Source organism: Streptomyces sp. NPDC058812 (assembly GCF_042744565.1).
In the GTDB taxonomy this organism is placed as follows: Bacteria; Actinomycetota; Actinomycetes; order Streptomycetales; family Streptomycetaceae; genus Streptomyces; species Streptomyces thinghirensis.
In genome coordinates, this window is the sequence record NZ_JBHYOB010000029.1 from 1 (window position 1) to 14249 (window position 14249).

At 69.9% G+C, this 14249-nt stretch carries 12 protein-coding genes; 9 read left to right on the top strand and 3 right to left on the bottom strand.

Annotated elements, in window-relative coordinates; all coding sequences use genetic code 11:
• The 3 genes from ACFW48_RS35795 to ACFW48_RS35805 all read left to right on the top strand — a co-directional run.
• Positions 1-1077, top strand: a 1077-nt coding sequence (locus tag ACFW48_RS35795) for a vitamin B12 dependent-methionine synthase activation domain-containing protein (RefSeq protein WP_386322419.1), incomplete at its 5' end; no start/stop codon positions are given.
• Positions 1078-1217: 140 nt separating this feature from the next.
• Complete coding sequence (locus ACFW48_RS35800; protein ID WP_386322421.1) at positions 1218-1919, top strand: HAD family hydrolase; 702 nt, start codon at positions 1218-1220, stop codon at positions 1917-1919.
• A gap of 442 nt (positions 1920-2361) precedes the next feature.
• Positions 2362-3963: an ABC transporter substrate-binding protein gene (locus tag ACFW48_RS35805; RefSeq protein WP_386322422.1), complete on the top strand. Its 1602-nt coding sequence runs from the start codon at positions 2362-2364 to the stop codon at positions 3961-3963.
• 105 nt (positions 3964-4068) lie between these two features.
• Here ACFW48_RS35805 and ACFW48_RS35810 read toward each other — a convergent pair whose 3' ends face one another.
• A complete protein-coding gene (locus ACFW48_RS35810) occupies positions 4069-4740 on the bottom strand; it encodes a response regulator transcription factor (RefSeq protein ID WP_121746033.1) in 672 nt (223 codons plus the stop codon).
• A gap of 14 nt (positions 4741-4754) precedes the next feature.
• Complete coding sequence (locus ACFW48_RS35815) at positions 4755-5732, bottom strand: RecB family exonuclease (protein ID WP_386322424.1); 978 nt, start codon at positions 5730-5732, stop codon at positions 4755-4757.
• Between the two features lie 174 nt (positions 5733-5906).
• Between ACFW48_RS35815 and ACFW48_RS35820 the strand changes: the two genes are divergently transcribed.
• The 3 genes from ACFW48_RS35820 to ACFW48_RS35830 all read left to right on the top strand — a co-directional run bounded on the left by ACFW48_RS35820 (position 5907) and on the right by ACFW48_RS35830 (position 9570).
• A complete protein-coding gene (locus ACFW48_RS35820; RefSeq protein ID WP_386322426.1) occupies positions 5907-7760 on the top strand; it encodes a site-2 protease family protein in 1854 nt (617 codons plus the stop codon).
• Between the two features lie 83 nt (positions 7761-7843).
• Complete coding sequence (locus tag ACFW48_RS35825; protein WP_189230504.1) at positions 7844-8746, top strand: tRNA (adenine-N1)-methyltransferase; 903 nt, start codon at positions 7844-7846, stop codon at positions 8744-8746.
• Between the two features lie 245 nt (positions 8747-8991).
• Positions 8992-9570, top strand: coding sequence for a hypothetical protein (locus tag ACFW48_RS35830; protein WP_386322429.1), 579 nt, complete (start codon positions 8992-8994; stop codon positions 9568-9570).
• Between the two features lie 74 nt (positions 9571-9644).
• Here ACFW48_RS35830 and ACFW48_RS35835 read toward each other — a convergent pair whose 3' ends face one another.
• Positions 9645-9950 carry a ferredoxin gene (locus ACFW48_RS35835; RefSeq protein ID WP_386322431.1) on the bottom strand — a complete coding sequence of 102 codons (306 nt, stop codon included), beginning with the start codon at positions 9948-9950 and terminating at the stop codon, positions 9645-9647.
• 245 nt (positions 9951-10195) lie between these two features.
• Between ACFW48_RS35835 and arc the strand changes: the two genes are divergently transcribed.
• The 3 genes from arc (at position 10196) to ACFW48_RS35850 (ending at position 14103) form a co-directional block, all read left to right on the top strand.
• Positions 10196-11962, top strand: a complete 1767-nt coding sequence (gene arc / locus ACFW48_RS35840; protein WP_310874198.1) for a proteasome ATPase — start codon at positions 10196-10198, stop codon at positions 11960-11962.
• A gap of 232 nt (positions 11963-12194) precedes the next feature.
• Positions 12195-13706, top strand: coding sequence for a depupylase/deamidase Dop (dop, locus tag ACFW48_RS35845; protein ID WP_348273494.1), 1512 nt, complete (start codon positions 12195-12197; stop codon positions 13704-13706).
• A gap of 178 nt (positions 13707-13884) precedes the next feature.
• Positions 13885-14103 (top strand): ubiquitin-like protein Pup, encoded by a 219-nt coding sequence (locus ACFW48_RS35850; protein ID WP_053128307.1) that lies wholly within the window; start codon positions 13885-13887, stop codon positions 14101-14103.
• The last annotated feature ends 146 nt before the right edge of the window (positions 14104-14249 follow it).

The following is a 14249-nucleotide window of genomic DNA, read 5'->3' on the forward strand; positions in this document are numbered from 1 at the left end:
CGCAAGCTGGCCGCCGACTATCCCGTCATCCTCGGCGGCGCGGCCCTCACCCGCGCCTACGTCGAACAGGACCTCCACGAGATCTACGACGGCGAAGTCCGCTACGCCCGCGACGCGTTCGAGGGCCTGCGGCTGATGGACGCCCTGATCGGCATCAAGCGCGGTGTGCCCGGCGCGAAACTGCCCGAGCTGCGCCAGCGCCGGGTCCGCGCCGCCACGGTGGAGGTCGAGGAGCGTCCCGAGGAGGGCCACGTCCGCTCCGACGTCGCCACCGACAACCCGGTCCCCGAGCCGCCCTTCCGGGGCACGCGCGTCGTCAAGGGCATCCAGCTCAAGGAGTACGCCTCCTGGCTCGACGAGGGCGCCCTGTTCAAGGGCCAGTGGGGTCTGAAGCAGGCCCGCACCGGCGAGGGACCCTCGTACGAGGAACTGGTCGAGTCCGAGGGCCGGCCGCGACTGCGCGGGCTGCTGGACCGGCTCCAGACGGAGAACCTGCTGGAGGCGGCCGTGGTCTACGGCTACTTCCCGTGCGTCTCCAAGGACGACGACCTGATCGTCCTCGATGACGCCGGCAACGAGCGCACCCGCTTCACGTTCCCGCGCCAGCGGCGCGGCCGGCGTCTGTGCCTGGCCGACTTCTTCCGCCCGGAGGAGTCCGGCGAGATCGACGTGGTCGGCTTCCAGGTCGTCACCGTCGGCTCCCGGATCGGCGAGGAGACGGCCCGGATGTTCCAGGCCAACGCCTACCGCGACTACCTCGAACTGCACGGCCTGTCCGTACAGCTCGCCGAGGCCCTCGCCGAGTACTGGCACGCCCGCGTCCGCTCCGAACTCGGTTTCGCCGGGGAGGACCCCGCCGAGATGGAGGACATGTTCGCCCTGAAGTACCGGGGCGCCCGCTTCTCCCTCGGCTACGGCGCCTGCCCGGACCTGGAGGACCGCGCGAAGATCGCCGACCTGCTCCAGCCGGAGCGCATCGGCGTGCACCTGTCGGAGGAGTTCCAGCTCCACCCCGAGCAGTCCACCGACGCCATCGTGATCCACCACCCCGAGGCGAAGTACTTCAACGCCCGCTGAGGCCGCCGTGGGACGCCTCCGTACCGCTTCGGCGGCCACACCAGGCGTTCCTGTCCCGCACGACGTACACTGGTCGGTCCACCGCAGGCCGGTTCCCTTCGTGGGAACCGGCCTGATCGTCCCTTCAAGGAGGTACGTGGATGACCAGTACGGTCCCCGCGCTCGGAACCCGTACGGCCGAAGGCTCCGCCCTGCAGGCCGTGCTCCTGGACATGGACGGCACCCTGGTGGACACCGAGGGCTTCTGGTGGGACGTCGAGGTCGAGGTCTTCGCCTCCCTCGGCCACACCCTCGACGACTCCTGGCGCCACGTGGTCGTCGGCGGCCCCATGAGCCGCAGCGCGGGATTCCTGATCGAGGCCACCGGGGCCGACATCACGCTCGCCGAACTCAGCGTGCTGCTCAACGACGGCTTCGAGAAGCGCATCGGCCGTACCCTGCCGCTCATGCCGGGAGCCGCCCGGCTGCTCGCGGAGCTCTCCGCACACGAGATCCCCACGGCCCTGGTCTCCGCCTCGCACCGGCGCATCATCGACCGCGTGCTGACCTCGCTGGGTCCCCAGCACTTCGGCCTCACCGTCGCGGGCGACGAGGTGCCGCGCACCAAGCCCCACCCGGACCCGTACCTGGCCGCCGCGGCCGGCCTAGGCGTGGACCCGGCCCGGTGCGCCGTCGTCGAGGACACCGCGACCGGCGTCGCCGCCGCGGAGGCCGCCGGCTGCCACGTCGTGGCCGTGCCCTCGGTCGCTCCCATCACCCCGGCCGTCCGCCGCACGGTGGTCGACTCGCTGGAAGAGGTCGACCTGACATTTCTGCGCGGCCTGATGACACAAATGCGCTAGGCGTTCACCCAGCGTGCGCCGGCGTTAACGCGGCAATTCCGGGAACGTCCGCGCGAGACAACGCGGGGCGCGCGGCGGGGAATTCCGCCGCTCCGGATGGCCGAATTCAGGCACCCGACGACAGCAGCTCCCGTGTGACGTTCGTCACCTTGTCAGGGGTCGACAGGGTGACGTCGGTGTGCTGGCTCGCGCCTGGCGAACGTTGTCGAGGCGCCCTTGTGTCCTGATTGGTGAAACCCTGCACTAATCCTTCCACTGTCGGGTTTTCGGTGTGTCCACGACCGGTTTCGCTCCGTGATGAGTCCTCAACTCCGGTGGCTGCGAGCCCCCGAGCGGGCGCGGACTAATCTCGTCGCGAGAACATCGGCCACTACCCCCGTGATCCGCCGCGACACCCCTGCATGCCGGATACACGGACCGACAGCTCTGGAGAAACTCGAGCATGAACCGCAAGACTTTGGTGCTGCCGGCCGTAGTCGGCCTGCTCGCGCCGGTGCTCGCCGCCTGCGGCGGGTCCGACAGCGGCAGTGGCGGGGACGCGATCGTCGTCGGCACCACGGACCGGTTCACCGCCTCGGAGGAGGCACCCGCGCCCTTCGACCCGGCGTACGCCTACGATGTCGGCTCCTGGAACATCCTGCGTCAGACCACGCAGACCCTGATGATCCAGCCCCGCGGCGACGGTGAACCCGTACCCGAGGCCGCCGAGAAGTGCGGATTCACCGATACCGGCAACGAACGCTATGCCTGCACCCTGCGCGACGGCCTGAAGTTCGCCAACGGAGACGCCGTCACCGCGGAGGACGTGAAGTTCTCCATCGAGCGTGCCCTGTCCATCAAGGCCGACAGCCAGGTCTACGGCCTGCTGTCGACCGTCGACACCATCGAGACGCAGGGCGACCGCGAGGTCATCTTCCACCTCAACACCGCCGACGCCACCTTCCCGTTCAAGCTGTCGACCCCGGTCGCGGGCATCGTCAACCCGGACGACTACGAGAAGGGCAAGCTGCGCGAGGGCTTCGAGCTGGACGGCTCCGGCCCGTACACCATGAAGGCCGAGGTCAAGAACGACGAGATGACCAAGGCCGTGTTCACCAAGAACCCCGATTACAAGGGGAGCCTGAAGGTGAACAACGACAAGGTCGAGATCGTGTCGTTCAACGACGCCGAGGCCATGGGCGCCGCGCTCGACAAGGGTGACATCGACGTGATGACGCGTGCGATGACGCCCGACCAGATCCGGAAGCTCTCCAACGCCACGGACGGCGACGTCGACCTGGTCGAGGTGGCGGGTCTCGAGATCCGCTACCTGGGCTTCAACACGGACGCGCCGACGGTGAAGGACAAGGCCGTCCGCCAGGCGATGGCCCAGCTCATCAACCGCAGCGAACTCGTCTCCGAGGTCTACGGCTCCCAGGCCGAGCCGCTGTACTCGATGGTCCCGGCCAGCATCACCGGTCACTCCAACTCGTTCTTCAACAAGTACGGCGACCCGAGCGTGGACAAGGCCAAGGGGATGCTGGAGGACGCGGGCATCAAGACGCCGGTGAAGCTGACCATGCACTACACGACGGACCACTACGGTGCCGCGACCAAGCAGGAGTTCGAGCAGCTGCAGAAGCAGCTGAACGACAGCGGTCTCTTCGACATCGACATCAAGGGCACGCCCTGGGACAAGTTCCGCCCGGCGGAGCTGAAGGGCGAGTACGACGTCTTCGGCATGGGCTGGTTCCCCGACTTCCCGGACGCGGACAGCTTCATCGCGCCGTTCCTCGACAAGGACAACACCCTCAACTCGCCGTACACGAACACGGAGATCAGGAACACGCTGATCCCCGAGTCCCGTCGCGAGGCCGACCGGCTCTCCGCCGTGGACAGCCTCACCGAGATCCAGGACATCACCGCCACCGACGTCCCGGTGATCCCGCTGTGGCAGGGCAAGCAGTACGTCGCCTCCGGGGACGACGTCACGGGCACGGCCTACGTCCTCAACTCCTCCTCGACGCTCCAGCTGTGGGAGCTGGGCCGGGGTGTGAGCGGCTGACGCCCCGCCGGACAGAACCGAAGGGCGCCCTCTTCTCGCGAGAAGAGGGCGCCCTTCGGGTTTCGTACGCGCCGGTGTCGCGCGGTCGGACGCGTGTGGAGCGGTCTACTGCGCGCCGGGGCGGACCAGGCCGCTCTCGTACGCGTACACCGCGGCCTGCACCCGGTCACGCAGACCCAGCTTGGTCAGCACATGACCCACGTGTGTCTTCACGGTGGTCTCGCTGACGAAGAGGTCGGCGGCGATCTCCGCGTTGGACAGGCCGCGGGCGACCAGCTTCAGCACCTCCACCTCACGCTCGGTCAGCGTGTGCAGCGCGTCCGGCACCGGCTCGTCGCCGGAGGGCAGGTGCGTGGCGTACTTGTCGAGCAGCCGCCTGGTGATGCTCGGCGCGAGCATCGCCTCGCCGCTCGCCACCACGCGGATCGCCTGCACCAGTTCGTTGGCCGGGGCGTCCTTGAGCAGGAAGCCGCTGGCGCCCGCCTTCAACGCCTCCACGACGTACTCGTCGAGGTCGAAGGTGGTCAGCACCAGCACCTTCGCCGGGCCGTCCCGCTCGGGCCCGGTGATCTGCCGGGTCGCTTCCACACCGTCCATCCGCGGCATGCGGATGTCCATCAGCACCACATCGGGCTGCAGGGCCCGCACCTGGTCGAGTGCTTGGAGGCCGTCTCCGGCCTCGCCGACGACCGCGATGTCCTGCTCGGCCTCAAGAATCATCCGGAAGCCGGTGCGCAGCAGCGGCTGGTCGTCGACCAGTAGGACGCGGATGGCCACGTAAGTCTCCTTCGCTAGTCCGGCCCCATTCTGCCCTGCTCGGTGCCGCCGGAGTCGGCCGCCCTCACCGGGAGCGGATAGGGCGGGGGAGTGCCACCGAACTCCGGGCAGTGCGCCTGGTGATCGCACCAGCCGCACAGCTTGGTGGGACGCGGTCGCCAGTCACCCGTCTCGGTCGCCAGCCGGATGGCCTCCCACAGCGCCAGCAGCTTGCGCTCGACCCGCTCCAGATCGGCGAGGACCGGGTCGTACGTGAGCACGTCGCCGCTGCCGAGATAGACGAGTTGCAGGCGCCGCGGGACGACCTTCCTCAGCCGCCACACCACCAGCGCGTAGAACTTCATCTGGAACAGCGCGCCCTCCGCGTACTGCGGCCGGGGTGCCTTGCCCGTCTTGTAGTCGACGATCCGCACCTCGCCGGTGGGCGCCACGTCGACCCGGTCGATGATGCCGCGCAGGCGCAGCCCGGACTCCAGCTCGGCCTCGACGAACAGCTCGCGCTCGGCGGGCTCCAGCCGGCTGGGGTCCTCCAGGGTGAACCAGCGCTCGACGAGCTGTTCCGCCTCGCCGAGCCACCGAGCCAGCCGCTCGCCCTCCGGGTCGTCCGCGAACAGCTCGTCCACCTCCGGCCTGCTCTCCCGAAGCCGGTCCCACTGGCCCGGGACCAGCGCCTTCGCCCGCGGTGCCGTGCGCTCGGCCGCCGGGGCGTCGAAGAGCCGCTCGAGCACCGCGTGCACCAGGGTGCCCCTCGTCGCCGCCTCGCTCGGCTTCTCCGGCAGGCGGTCGATGACCCGGAACCGGTACAGCAACGGACACTGCATGAAGTCGCCGGCCCGGGAGGGCGAGAGCGAGGCCGGCGCTGTGGCCACGGGCACGGGCGAGGGGGCGGCGGCCGCCGGGCCCACCGTCGTGTCTCCGTGGTCCGCCACCGTCGCCGCCGGTCGGGCGGGTCCGCCGGCGTCCTCCGCGACATCCTCGATGCTCGTCTCCATGCCCACAGACCTTACGGCCCGCCACCGACAGTGACCCAGCCCGCGGCCGGGACCCGTGCGACGGAAGGGAAGGACAGGGGTGCCGGGACGGAACGGGCCGCGACGGACGCATACCATCGACACGAGACCCTCTCGCCCGGCAGGCGCGGGAGACGCTTCGAACGAGGGGACACCGTGGACGTGAGCGGCGGGAGCGGGCAGCCGCGGTCCGGCAACGACGAGTCGGCCGAGCCCCAGGCAGGACCCACGGCCCCGGCCGCCGAGTCCGCGCAGCCGGACCCCGCGGACTCCAGCCCGCCCGAGCATCGACCCGCGGACCGGCCCCGGACGACGGGACAGGGCCGGGGGGACCAGCCCCGAACGGCGACCGACCCCGCAGAGGAGCACCCGCCGACGCCGGGTCCCAAGACGCCGGGCCGTCCGTCGCCGGCTCCCGAGACGCCGGGCCGTCCATCGCCGGGTCCCGAGACGCCGGGCCCCGAGACGCTACGGAAGAACACCGCGGGAGCCACCGCTCGGAACGAGAGCGCACGGAACGCCACCGCACGGAACACCCCGCAGGACGCCGCCCCGGATCCGGACCCGGACCCGAACCCGCAGACCCCATTCCGCGAGGCCGACCCCGTCGGCCCCGCGCGGGGCCCCCTGCCCGAGCGCGCCGGCGCGGGCGACCCGCGGGGCGGGCAGGCCCCGGGCGGGGACGGCGCCGTCCGACCGTCCACCGAGCCGTCCGTGAGCGGCGCGGGCGCCGAGGGCCGCCGACCCGACCCGTCCTCCGGCGGTGACCGCCCCGCCCACGCGCCCACGGAGCCCCATCGCGACGGTCGCGAGGCCCAGACCGAGGTCGGTCCCGGTCCCGGCCGGCCCCCGCAGCGAAAGCCGGAGCCCGGGGGCGGCCTGCTGATGGGCAGGCCCTTCGGCGTGCCCGTGTACGTCGCGCCGAGCTGGTTCCTGGTCGCCGCCCTGATCACCTGGGTGTTCGGCGGTCAGCTCGACCGCGTGCTGCCCGAGCTGGGCGCCGCCCGCTACCTGGTCTCCCTCTTCTTCGCGGTCGCCTTCTACGCCTCCGTCCTCGTCCACGAGCTGGCCCACACCGTCGCCGCCCTCCGCTTCAAGCTCCCGGTCCGCCGCATCCAGCTCCAGTTCTTCGGCGGCGTCTCCGAGATCGAGAAGGAGGCCGAGACCCCCGGCCGCGAGTTCGTGCTGGCCTTCGTCGGTCCCCTGCTCTCCCTCGTCCTCGCCGGCGTCTTCTACGCCGCCCTGCTGCCCGTCGAGCCCGACAGCGTCCCCGGCGTCCTGCTGGCCGGCCTGATGGTCTCCAACCTCCTCGTGGCCGCCTTCAACCTGCTGCCCGGCCTTCCCCTCGACGGCGGCCGGATGCTCCGCGCCGTCGTCTGGAAGATCACCGGCAAGCCGATGCACGGCACGATCGCCGCCGCCTGGGTCGGCCGGGCCCTCGCCATCGCCGTGCTGGTCGGGCTGCCGCTGCTCACTCAGTCCCTCGGTTCCGGCGCCGCGGACGACGTCGGCATGGACACCGTCCTGGACGCCCTGCTCGCCGCGATCCTCGCCGCGATCATCTGGACCGGCGCCGGAAACAGCCTGCGCATGGCCCGCCTGCGCGAGCACCTCCCGGAGCTGCGGGCCCGCGCCCTCACCCGGCGCGCCGTCCCCGTCCCGGCCGACACGCCGCTGTCCGAGGCGCTGCGCCGCGCCAACGCCTCCGGGGCCCGCGCCCTGGTCGTCGTCGACGGCGACGGCACCCCCGTCTCGCTGGTCCGCGAGGCCGGCATCGTCGGCGTACCCGAGCACCGTCGCCCCTGGGTGGCGGTCAGCACCCTCGCCCAGGACCTCACCGACGGCATGCGCCTGTCGGCCGAGCTGTCGGGCGAGGAACTCCTGGACGCCCTGCGCGCCAACCCGGCCACGGAGTACCTGGTGGTCGAGGAGACCGGCGAGATCTACGGCGTGCTGTCCGCGGCCGACGTCGAGCGGGCCTTCGTCAAGGCCATGGCCCGCCCCTCCTGACCACCGGCCCGACCACCGGCCCGACCACCGGCCCGACCACCGGCGTGGTCGGCGGCCCCGCCGGGGACCGGTAGGCTGGTCACATGTCCGAACCGACCGGTGCCGCCCGCAGGCGCGGGCCCTTCAAGGTCGGGGACCAGGTTCAGCTGACCGACCCCAAGGGCCGCCACTACACGTTCACGCTCGAGGCCGGGAAGAACTTCCACACCCACAAGGGTTCCTTCCCCCACGACGAACTGATCGGTGCTCCCGAGGGCAGCGTTGTCCGCACCACCGGGAACGTCGCCTACCTCGCGCTGCGCCCCCTGCTCCCCGACTACGTCCTGTCCATGCCCCGCGGGGCAGCCGTCGTCTACCCGAAGGACGCGGGGCAGATCCTCGCCTTCGCCGACATCTTCCCCGGCGCACGCGTCGTGGAGGCCGGTGTGGGCTCCGGCTCCCTCAGCAGCTTCCTGCTGCGCGCCATCGGCGACCAGGGCATGCTGCACTCCTACGAGCGCCGCGAGGACTTCGCCGAGATCGCCCAGCAGAACGTGGAGCGCTACTTCGGCGGCCCGCACCCCGCCTGGCAGCTCACCGTAGGCGACCTCCAGGACAACCTGTCCGACACCGACGTCGACCGCGTCATCCTCGACATGCTCGCCCCCTGGGAGTGCCTGGAGGCCGTCTCCAAGGCGCTCGTGCCCGGCGGCATCCTGTGCTGCTACGTCGCGACGACGACCCAGCTCGCCCGGACCGTCGAGTCCATCCGCGAGATCGGCTGCTTCAACGAGCCGACCTCCTGGGAGACCATGATCCGCAACTGGCACGTCGAGGGCCTGGCCGTCCGCCCGGACCACCGGATGATCGGCCACACCGGCTTCCTGCTGACCGCCCGCCGCCTCGCGGACGGCGTCGAGCCGCCCATGCGCCGCCGCCGCCCCGCCAAGGGCGCCTACGGCGAGGACTACGACGGCCCCAACGCCGGCGGAGGCTCCGGCCGCTGAGGCGGCCCGTGCCGCGATCAACGTACAGGCGCCGTGGTGGAGTTCCCGAGACCGCTCGGGAACTCCACCACGGCGCTTTCGTGTTGACCCGGCGGCCCGGCGGCCCGGCGGCCCGGCGGCCCGGCGGCGCGGCAGGCGGCGGCGCAGTCCGGCCGAGTACCCACCCCGGCGTTCCCCCGCACTGTGACGTGTGGCACGATGCTGGCCACCCCCCGCCGGCACAGCCCTCACAGGAGACACTCCTCGTGCAGCACCCCGCCGTTCCGGATCTGTCACACACCCACACCCGCCCGATTCACTGGGTCGCCACCGCCACGGCCCTCGCCGCCGTGGTGGCCCTCTCCTCGGTCCTTCAGCCCGACGCCGCGACGGCGGCGCAGACCGCCGCACCCGAGACGAAGAACGCCCCGGCGCACGGCACCCCGCCCGATCCGGCGGCCGTCGCCTTTCCCCTGGAGTGCGGTCCGGTCGAGGCGGTCGTGCAGAAGAAGGCCTCCGGCGACCTCGACGGCGACGGCCAACCCGAGACGGTGGCCGTCGTGCACTGCGACGCGCCCATGGGGACCCCGCCCGACGGGGTGTACGTCATCACGCGGGACGCCGGCGGCGGCAAGCCCCGCGTCGTGGCCACCCTCGTGAACCCCAGGGACCGCCGGACGGTCACCGACTTCGCGGTGCGCGGCGGCGCCGTCCACGCCACGCTTCTCGGCTACTCGTCGGCCGACGTGCCCAGTTGCTGCCCCGACGTCACGGACGACGTGAAGTGGCAGTGGGAGAACGGTGCGTTCGTCCGCGACACGCCGTCCCAGGCGCGGACCGTATGACCCACGGCCCTGCGACAGATGGTGTGAGACATCAGACAGCGGTCACGGAGAGTGTGGATTGAGTCACGGTTTGGTTACTCTGCGTCCGGGCCGTAGACCTCGGCCCTGTCCGAAACGCGACGTACGTGGATGCACTCGCCCGGACACTCCTTCGCGGAGTCGACCACGTCCGTGAGAAGCGGCAAGGGTACGGGCGTTGTCGCTCCCGCGGTCTGGAGAAGCTCGTCGTCCGCGCCCTTGACGTAGGCCAGACCGTCGATGTCCAGCTCGAACACCTCGGGCGCGTACTGGGCGCAGATACCGTCGCCGGTACACAGGTCCTGATCGATCCAGACCTCCAGTGCCTCGCCGTCGACTCCGGCCTCCTGCTGCACGGTCATCTCTCCTGCCGTTTCCTGCGCCGAGCCGTTCGGGAATCCGGCCAGCTCTGACGGGTGTTGAACGCTTCGACCCTACCTCCGGCTGGGTTCCACTCACGTTCCGTGGGTATTCCCCTGGCGTGAGGGAGAGCGCAAGGGTGAAGATCGGACACACCCCGACAGTCTTTGTGATCTAGGGGTTTCAATCGACACCCACCCAGGTAGGGTCTGGAAGCGTCCAGCTCCCCTTGGAGGAGGTGAGGACCGTGGCAGCCCACGACGACGACATGAACCGCGGCATCCGCCCGGGACGCGGGTCCGAGGACCCGGCCGGGCAGGTGGCCTACCTTGAGCAGGAGATCGCCGTCCTGCGACGCAAGCTCGCCGAATCTCCGCGGCACACGAGAATTCTCGAAGAGCGGATTGTCGAGCTGCAGACCAACCTGGCCGGCGTGTCCGCCCAGAACGAACGACTCGCCGGAACACTCCGCGAGGCCCGCGACCAGATCGTGGCCCTCAAGGAAGAGGTCGACCGGCTGGCCCAGCCACCGGCGGGCTTCGGTGTCTTCCTACAGGCGAACGAGGACGGCACCGCCGACATCTTCACCGGCGGCCGCAAGCTCCGGGTGAACGTCAGCCCGAGCGTCGAGCTCGACGAGCTCAGGCGCGGCCAGGAAGTGATGCTCAACGAAGCACTCAACGTGGTCGAGGCCATGGAGTACGAGAGCGTCGGCGACATCGTCACCCTCAAGGAGATCCTCGAGGACGGCGAGCGAGCCCTGGTGCTCGGCCACACCGACGAGGAGCGGGTGGTGCGCCTCGCGGAGCCGTTGCGCGGGATCAACATCCGCCCCGGCGACGCACTCCTGCTCGAACCCCGCTCCGGCTATGTCTACGAGGTCGTTCCCAAGAGCGAGGTCGAGGAACTCGTCCTCGAAGAGGTCCCCGACATCGGCTACGAGCAGATCGGTGGCCTCGGCGGACAGATCGAGGCCATCCGCGACGCGGTCGAGCTCCCCTATCTCTACCCCGACCTGTTCCGGGAGCACGAGCTGCGTCCGCCCAAGGGCGTCCTGCTCTACGGGCCTCCCGGATGCGGCAAGACGCTCATCGCCAAGGCGGTCGCCAATTCGCTGGCCAAGAAGGTCGCCGAGGTGACCGGCCAGGCCGCCGGCAAGAGCTTCTTCCTCAACATCAAGGGTCCCGAGCTGCTCAACAAGTACGTGGGTGAGACCGAGCGGCAGATCCGCCTGGTCTTCCAGCGGGCCCGGGAGAAGGCCAGCGAGGGTACTCCGGTCATCGTCTTCTTCGACGAGATGGAGTCCCTCTTCCGCACCCGTGGCTCCGGTGTCAGCTCGGACGTGGAGAACACCATCGTCCCGCAGCTGCTCGCCGAGATCGACGGCGTGGAGGGCCTGCAGAACGTGGTCGTGATCGGTGCCTCCAACCGTGAGGACATGATCGACCCCGCCATCCTGCGGCCCGGCCGGCTCGACGTGAAGATCAAGATCGAGCGTCCGGACGCCGAGGCGGCCAAGGACATCTTCGGCAAGTACCTCACCGAGCGCCTCCCGCTCCACGTGGACGACCTCACGGAGCACGAGAAGGACCGTGCGGCCACCGTCCAGAGCATGATCCAGACCGCGGTGGAACAGATGTACGCCGAATCCGAGGAGAACCGCTTCCTGGAGGTCACCTACGCCAATGGCGACAAGGAAGTCCTCTACTTCAAGGACTTCAATTCCGGTGCCATGATCGAGAACATCGTGGGCCGCGCCAAGAAAATGGCGATCAAGGACTTCCTGGAAGCGAACCAGAAGGGCCTTCGCGTCTCCCACCTCCTCCAGGCATGCGTGGACGAGTTCAAGGAGAACGAGGACCTGCCCAACACCACCAACCCGGACGACTGGGCCCGGATCTCCGGAAAGAAGGGCGAGCGGATCGTTTACATCCGTACGCTCGTCACCGGAAAGCAGGGCGCGGACACCGGACGCTCCATCGACACGGTGGCGAACACCGGTCAGTACCTGTAAAAGGCGGGGCGGCTGCGGGTGCCCTCAGCGGGTACCCGCAGCCGACTGTTTTCCGGAGCCCCGACTGGAGCAAGGCAATGCCGCAAATGATCTCCCCACCAGCGCAAAGGCGTTCTAGGCTCTTCCGTACCGCCGAGTCGCGCAGTGCGGGGACGGGCACCGCACACGCATCGGAGCGCCAGCGGTACTTGAGCGGCGCCCAGGACGGGCGCCGCCGGGCAAGGAGGGCCGCATGACCGTACGGCGAGTAATGGGCATCGAGACGGAGTACGGGATCTCCGTCCCCGGCCACCCGAACGCCAATGCCATGCTCACCTCGTCCCAGATCGTCAACGCCTACGCGGCGGCGATGCACCGGGCCCGCCGGGCCCGCTGGGACTTCGAGGAGGAGAATCCGCTGCGGGACGCGCGGGGCTTCGACCTCGCCCGCGAGGCCGCCGACTCCAGCCAGCTCACCGACGAGGACATCGGCCTGGCCAACGTGATCCTCACCAACGGGGCCCGGCTCTACGTCGACCACGCCCACCCCGAGTACAGCGCTCCGGAGGTCACGAATCCGAGGGACGCCGTGCTGTGGGACAAGGCCGGCGAGCGGATCATGGCCGAGGCCGCCGAGCGGGCCGCCCAGCTGCCCGGTGCCCAGCCGATCCACCTCTACAAGAACAACACCGACAACAAGGGCGCCTCCTACGGCACGCACGAGAACTACCTGATGAAGCGGGAGACCGCCTTCTCGGACATCGTGCGCCACCTGACGCCCTTCTTCGTCTCCCGCCAGGTCTTCACCGGAGCCGGCCGCGTCGGCATCGGTCAGGACGGGCACGAGCACGGTTTCCAGCTCAGTCAGCGCGCGGACTACTTCGAGGTCGAGGTGGGCCTGGAGACGACGCTGAAGCGGCCCATCATCAACACCCGCGACGAACCGCACGCGGACGCCGAGAAGTACCGGCGACTGCACGTGATCATCGGTGACGCGAACCTCTCGGAGATCTCGACGTACCTGAAGCTGGGTACGACGGCCCTGGTCCTGTCCATGATCGAGGACGGGTTCATCGCCGTCGACCTGGCCGTGGACCAGCCCGTGCGCACCCTCCACCAGGTCTCGCACGACCCGTCGCTGAAGCGCCTGGTCACGCTGCGCAGCGGCCGGACACTGACCGCGGTGCAGCTCCAGATGGAGTACTACGAACTGGCCCGCAAGTACGTCGAGGAACGGTACGGCGCGGACGTCGACGACCAGACCAAGGACGTCCTGGGCCGCTGGGAGGACACCCTCAACCGGCTCGAGAACGATCCGATGAGCCTGGCCGGCGAGCTGGACTGGGTGGCCAAGCGGGAGCTCATGGAGGGCTACCGCCGCCGCGACGACCTGGACTGGGACGCGGCCCGGCTGCACCTGGTGGACCTCCAGTACGCCGATGTACGGCCCGACAAGGGCCTGTACAACCGCCTGGTGGACCGCGGCCGCATCAAGCGGCTGCTGGACGAGACGGAGGTCGAGCGGGCCCGTACGAAGCCGCCGGAGGACACGCGCGCGTACTTCCGCGGGCGCTGCCTGGAGCAGTACGCGGACGACGTCGCGGCGGCCTCCTGGGACTCGGTGATCTTCGATCTGCCGGGCCGGGACTCGCTCCAGCGGGTGCCAACCCTGGAACCGCTTCGCGGAACGCGTAATCACGTCAAGGAGCTCCTGGACCGCTGCCGCACCGCGGAAGACCTGGTCAAGGTGTTGTCGGGCGGGTGACCTGGCCGAGCGGGTACACGGGAGGAATCGGCCGGACAGGGTGGAAACACCCGGGTCCGGGAACCATCGAGGTGGCACCCGTACGTTGGAGAAACTGCGGGGCCGATGTCGGACCCGGCTTGTAGGGTCTGATCTTGACCGAGCAACTGTGTCGGGCGAACCGAGCGGGGTGAGGGTTATGGCGACCAAGGACACCGGCGGCGGGCAGCAGAAGGCCACGCGTTCCACGGAGGAGGTCGAGGAGCAGGCGCAGGACGCACAGGCTTCCGAGGACCTCAAGGAGCGCCAGGAGAAGCTGAACGACGACGTGGACTCCGTCCTGGACGAGATCGACGACGTCCTCGAGGAGAACGCGGAGGACTTCGTGCGGTCCTTCGTGCAGAAGGGTGGCCAGTAGGCCTGCTGAAGGCCTGCTTCTCCTTCGCTTCACAGGCCCGAGGGCCGCATGAGGGGCGGACGAGCAGAACGTGAGGGGTCGCGCGCGGTGCGGTGGAAACCGTGCCGCGCGCGGCCCGAGACGGGGGCCGGGGTGTTCGTTCCATG

Excerpts from the sequence above, each read along its gene's own strand:
- ACFW48_RS35800 (WP_386322421.1), top strand. The coding sequence starts at position 1,218 with ATGACCAGTACGGTCCCCGCGCTCGGAACCCGTACGGCCGAAGGCTCC.
- ACFW48_RS35805 (WP_386322422.1), top strand. The coding sequence starts at position 2,362 with ATGAACCGCAAGACTTTGGTGCTGCCGGCCGTAGTCGGCCTGCTCGCG.
- ACFW48_RS35815 (WP_386322424.1), bottom strand. The coding sequence starts at position 5,732 with ATGGAGACGAGCATCGAGGATGTCGCGGAGGACGCCGGCGGACCCGCC.
- ACFW48_RS35825 (WP_189230504.1), top strand. The coding sequence starts at position 7,844 with ATGTCCGAACCGACCGGTGCCGCCCGCAGGCGCGGGCCCTTCAAGGTC.
- ACFW48_RS35835 (WP_386322431.1), bottom strand. The coding sequence starts at position 9,950 with ATGACCGTGCAGCAGGAGGCCGGAGTCGACGGCGAGGCACTGGAGGTC.
- dop (WP_348273494.1), top strand. The coding sequence starts at position 12,195 with ATGACCGTACGGCGAGTAATGGGCATCGAGACGGAGTACGGGATCTCC.
- ACFW48_RS35850 (WP_053128307.1), top strand. The coding sequence starts at position 13,885 with ATGGCGACCAAGGACACCGGCGGCGGGCAGCAGAAGGCCACGCGTTCC.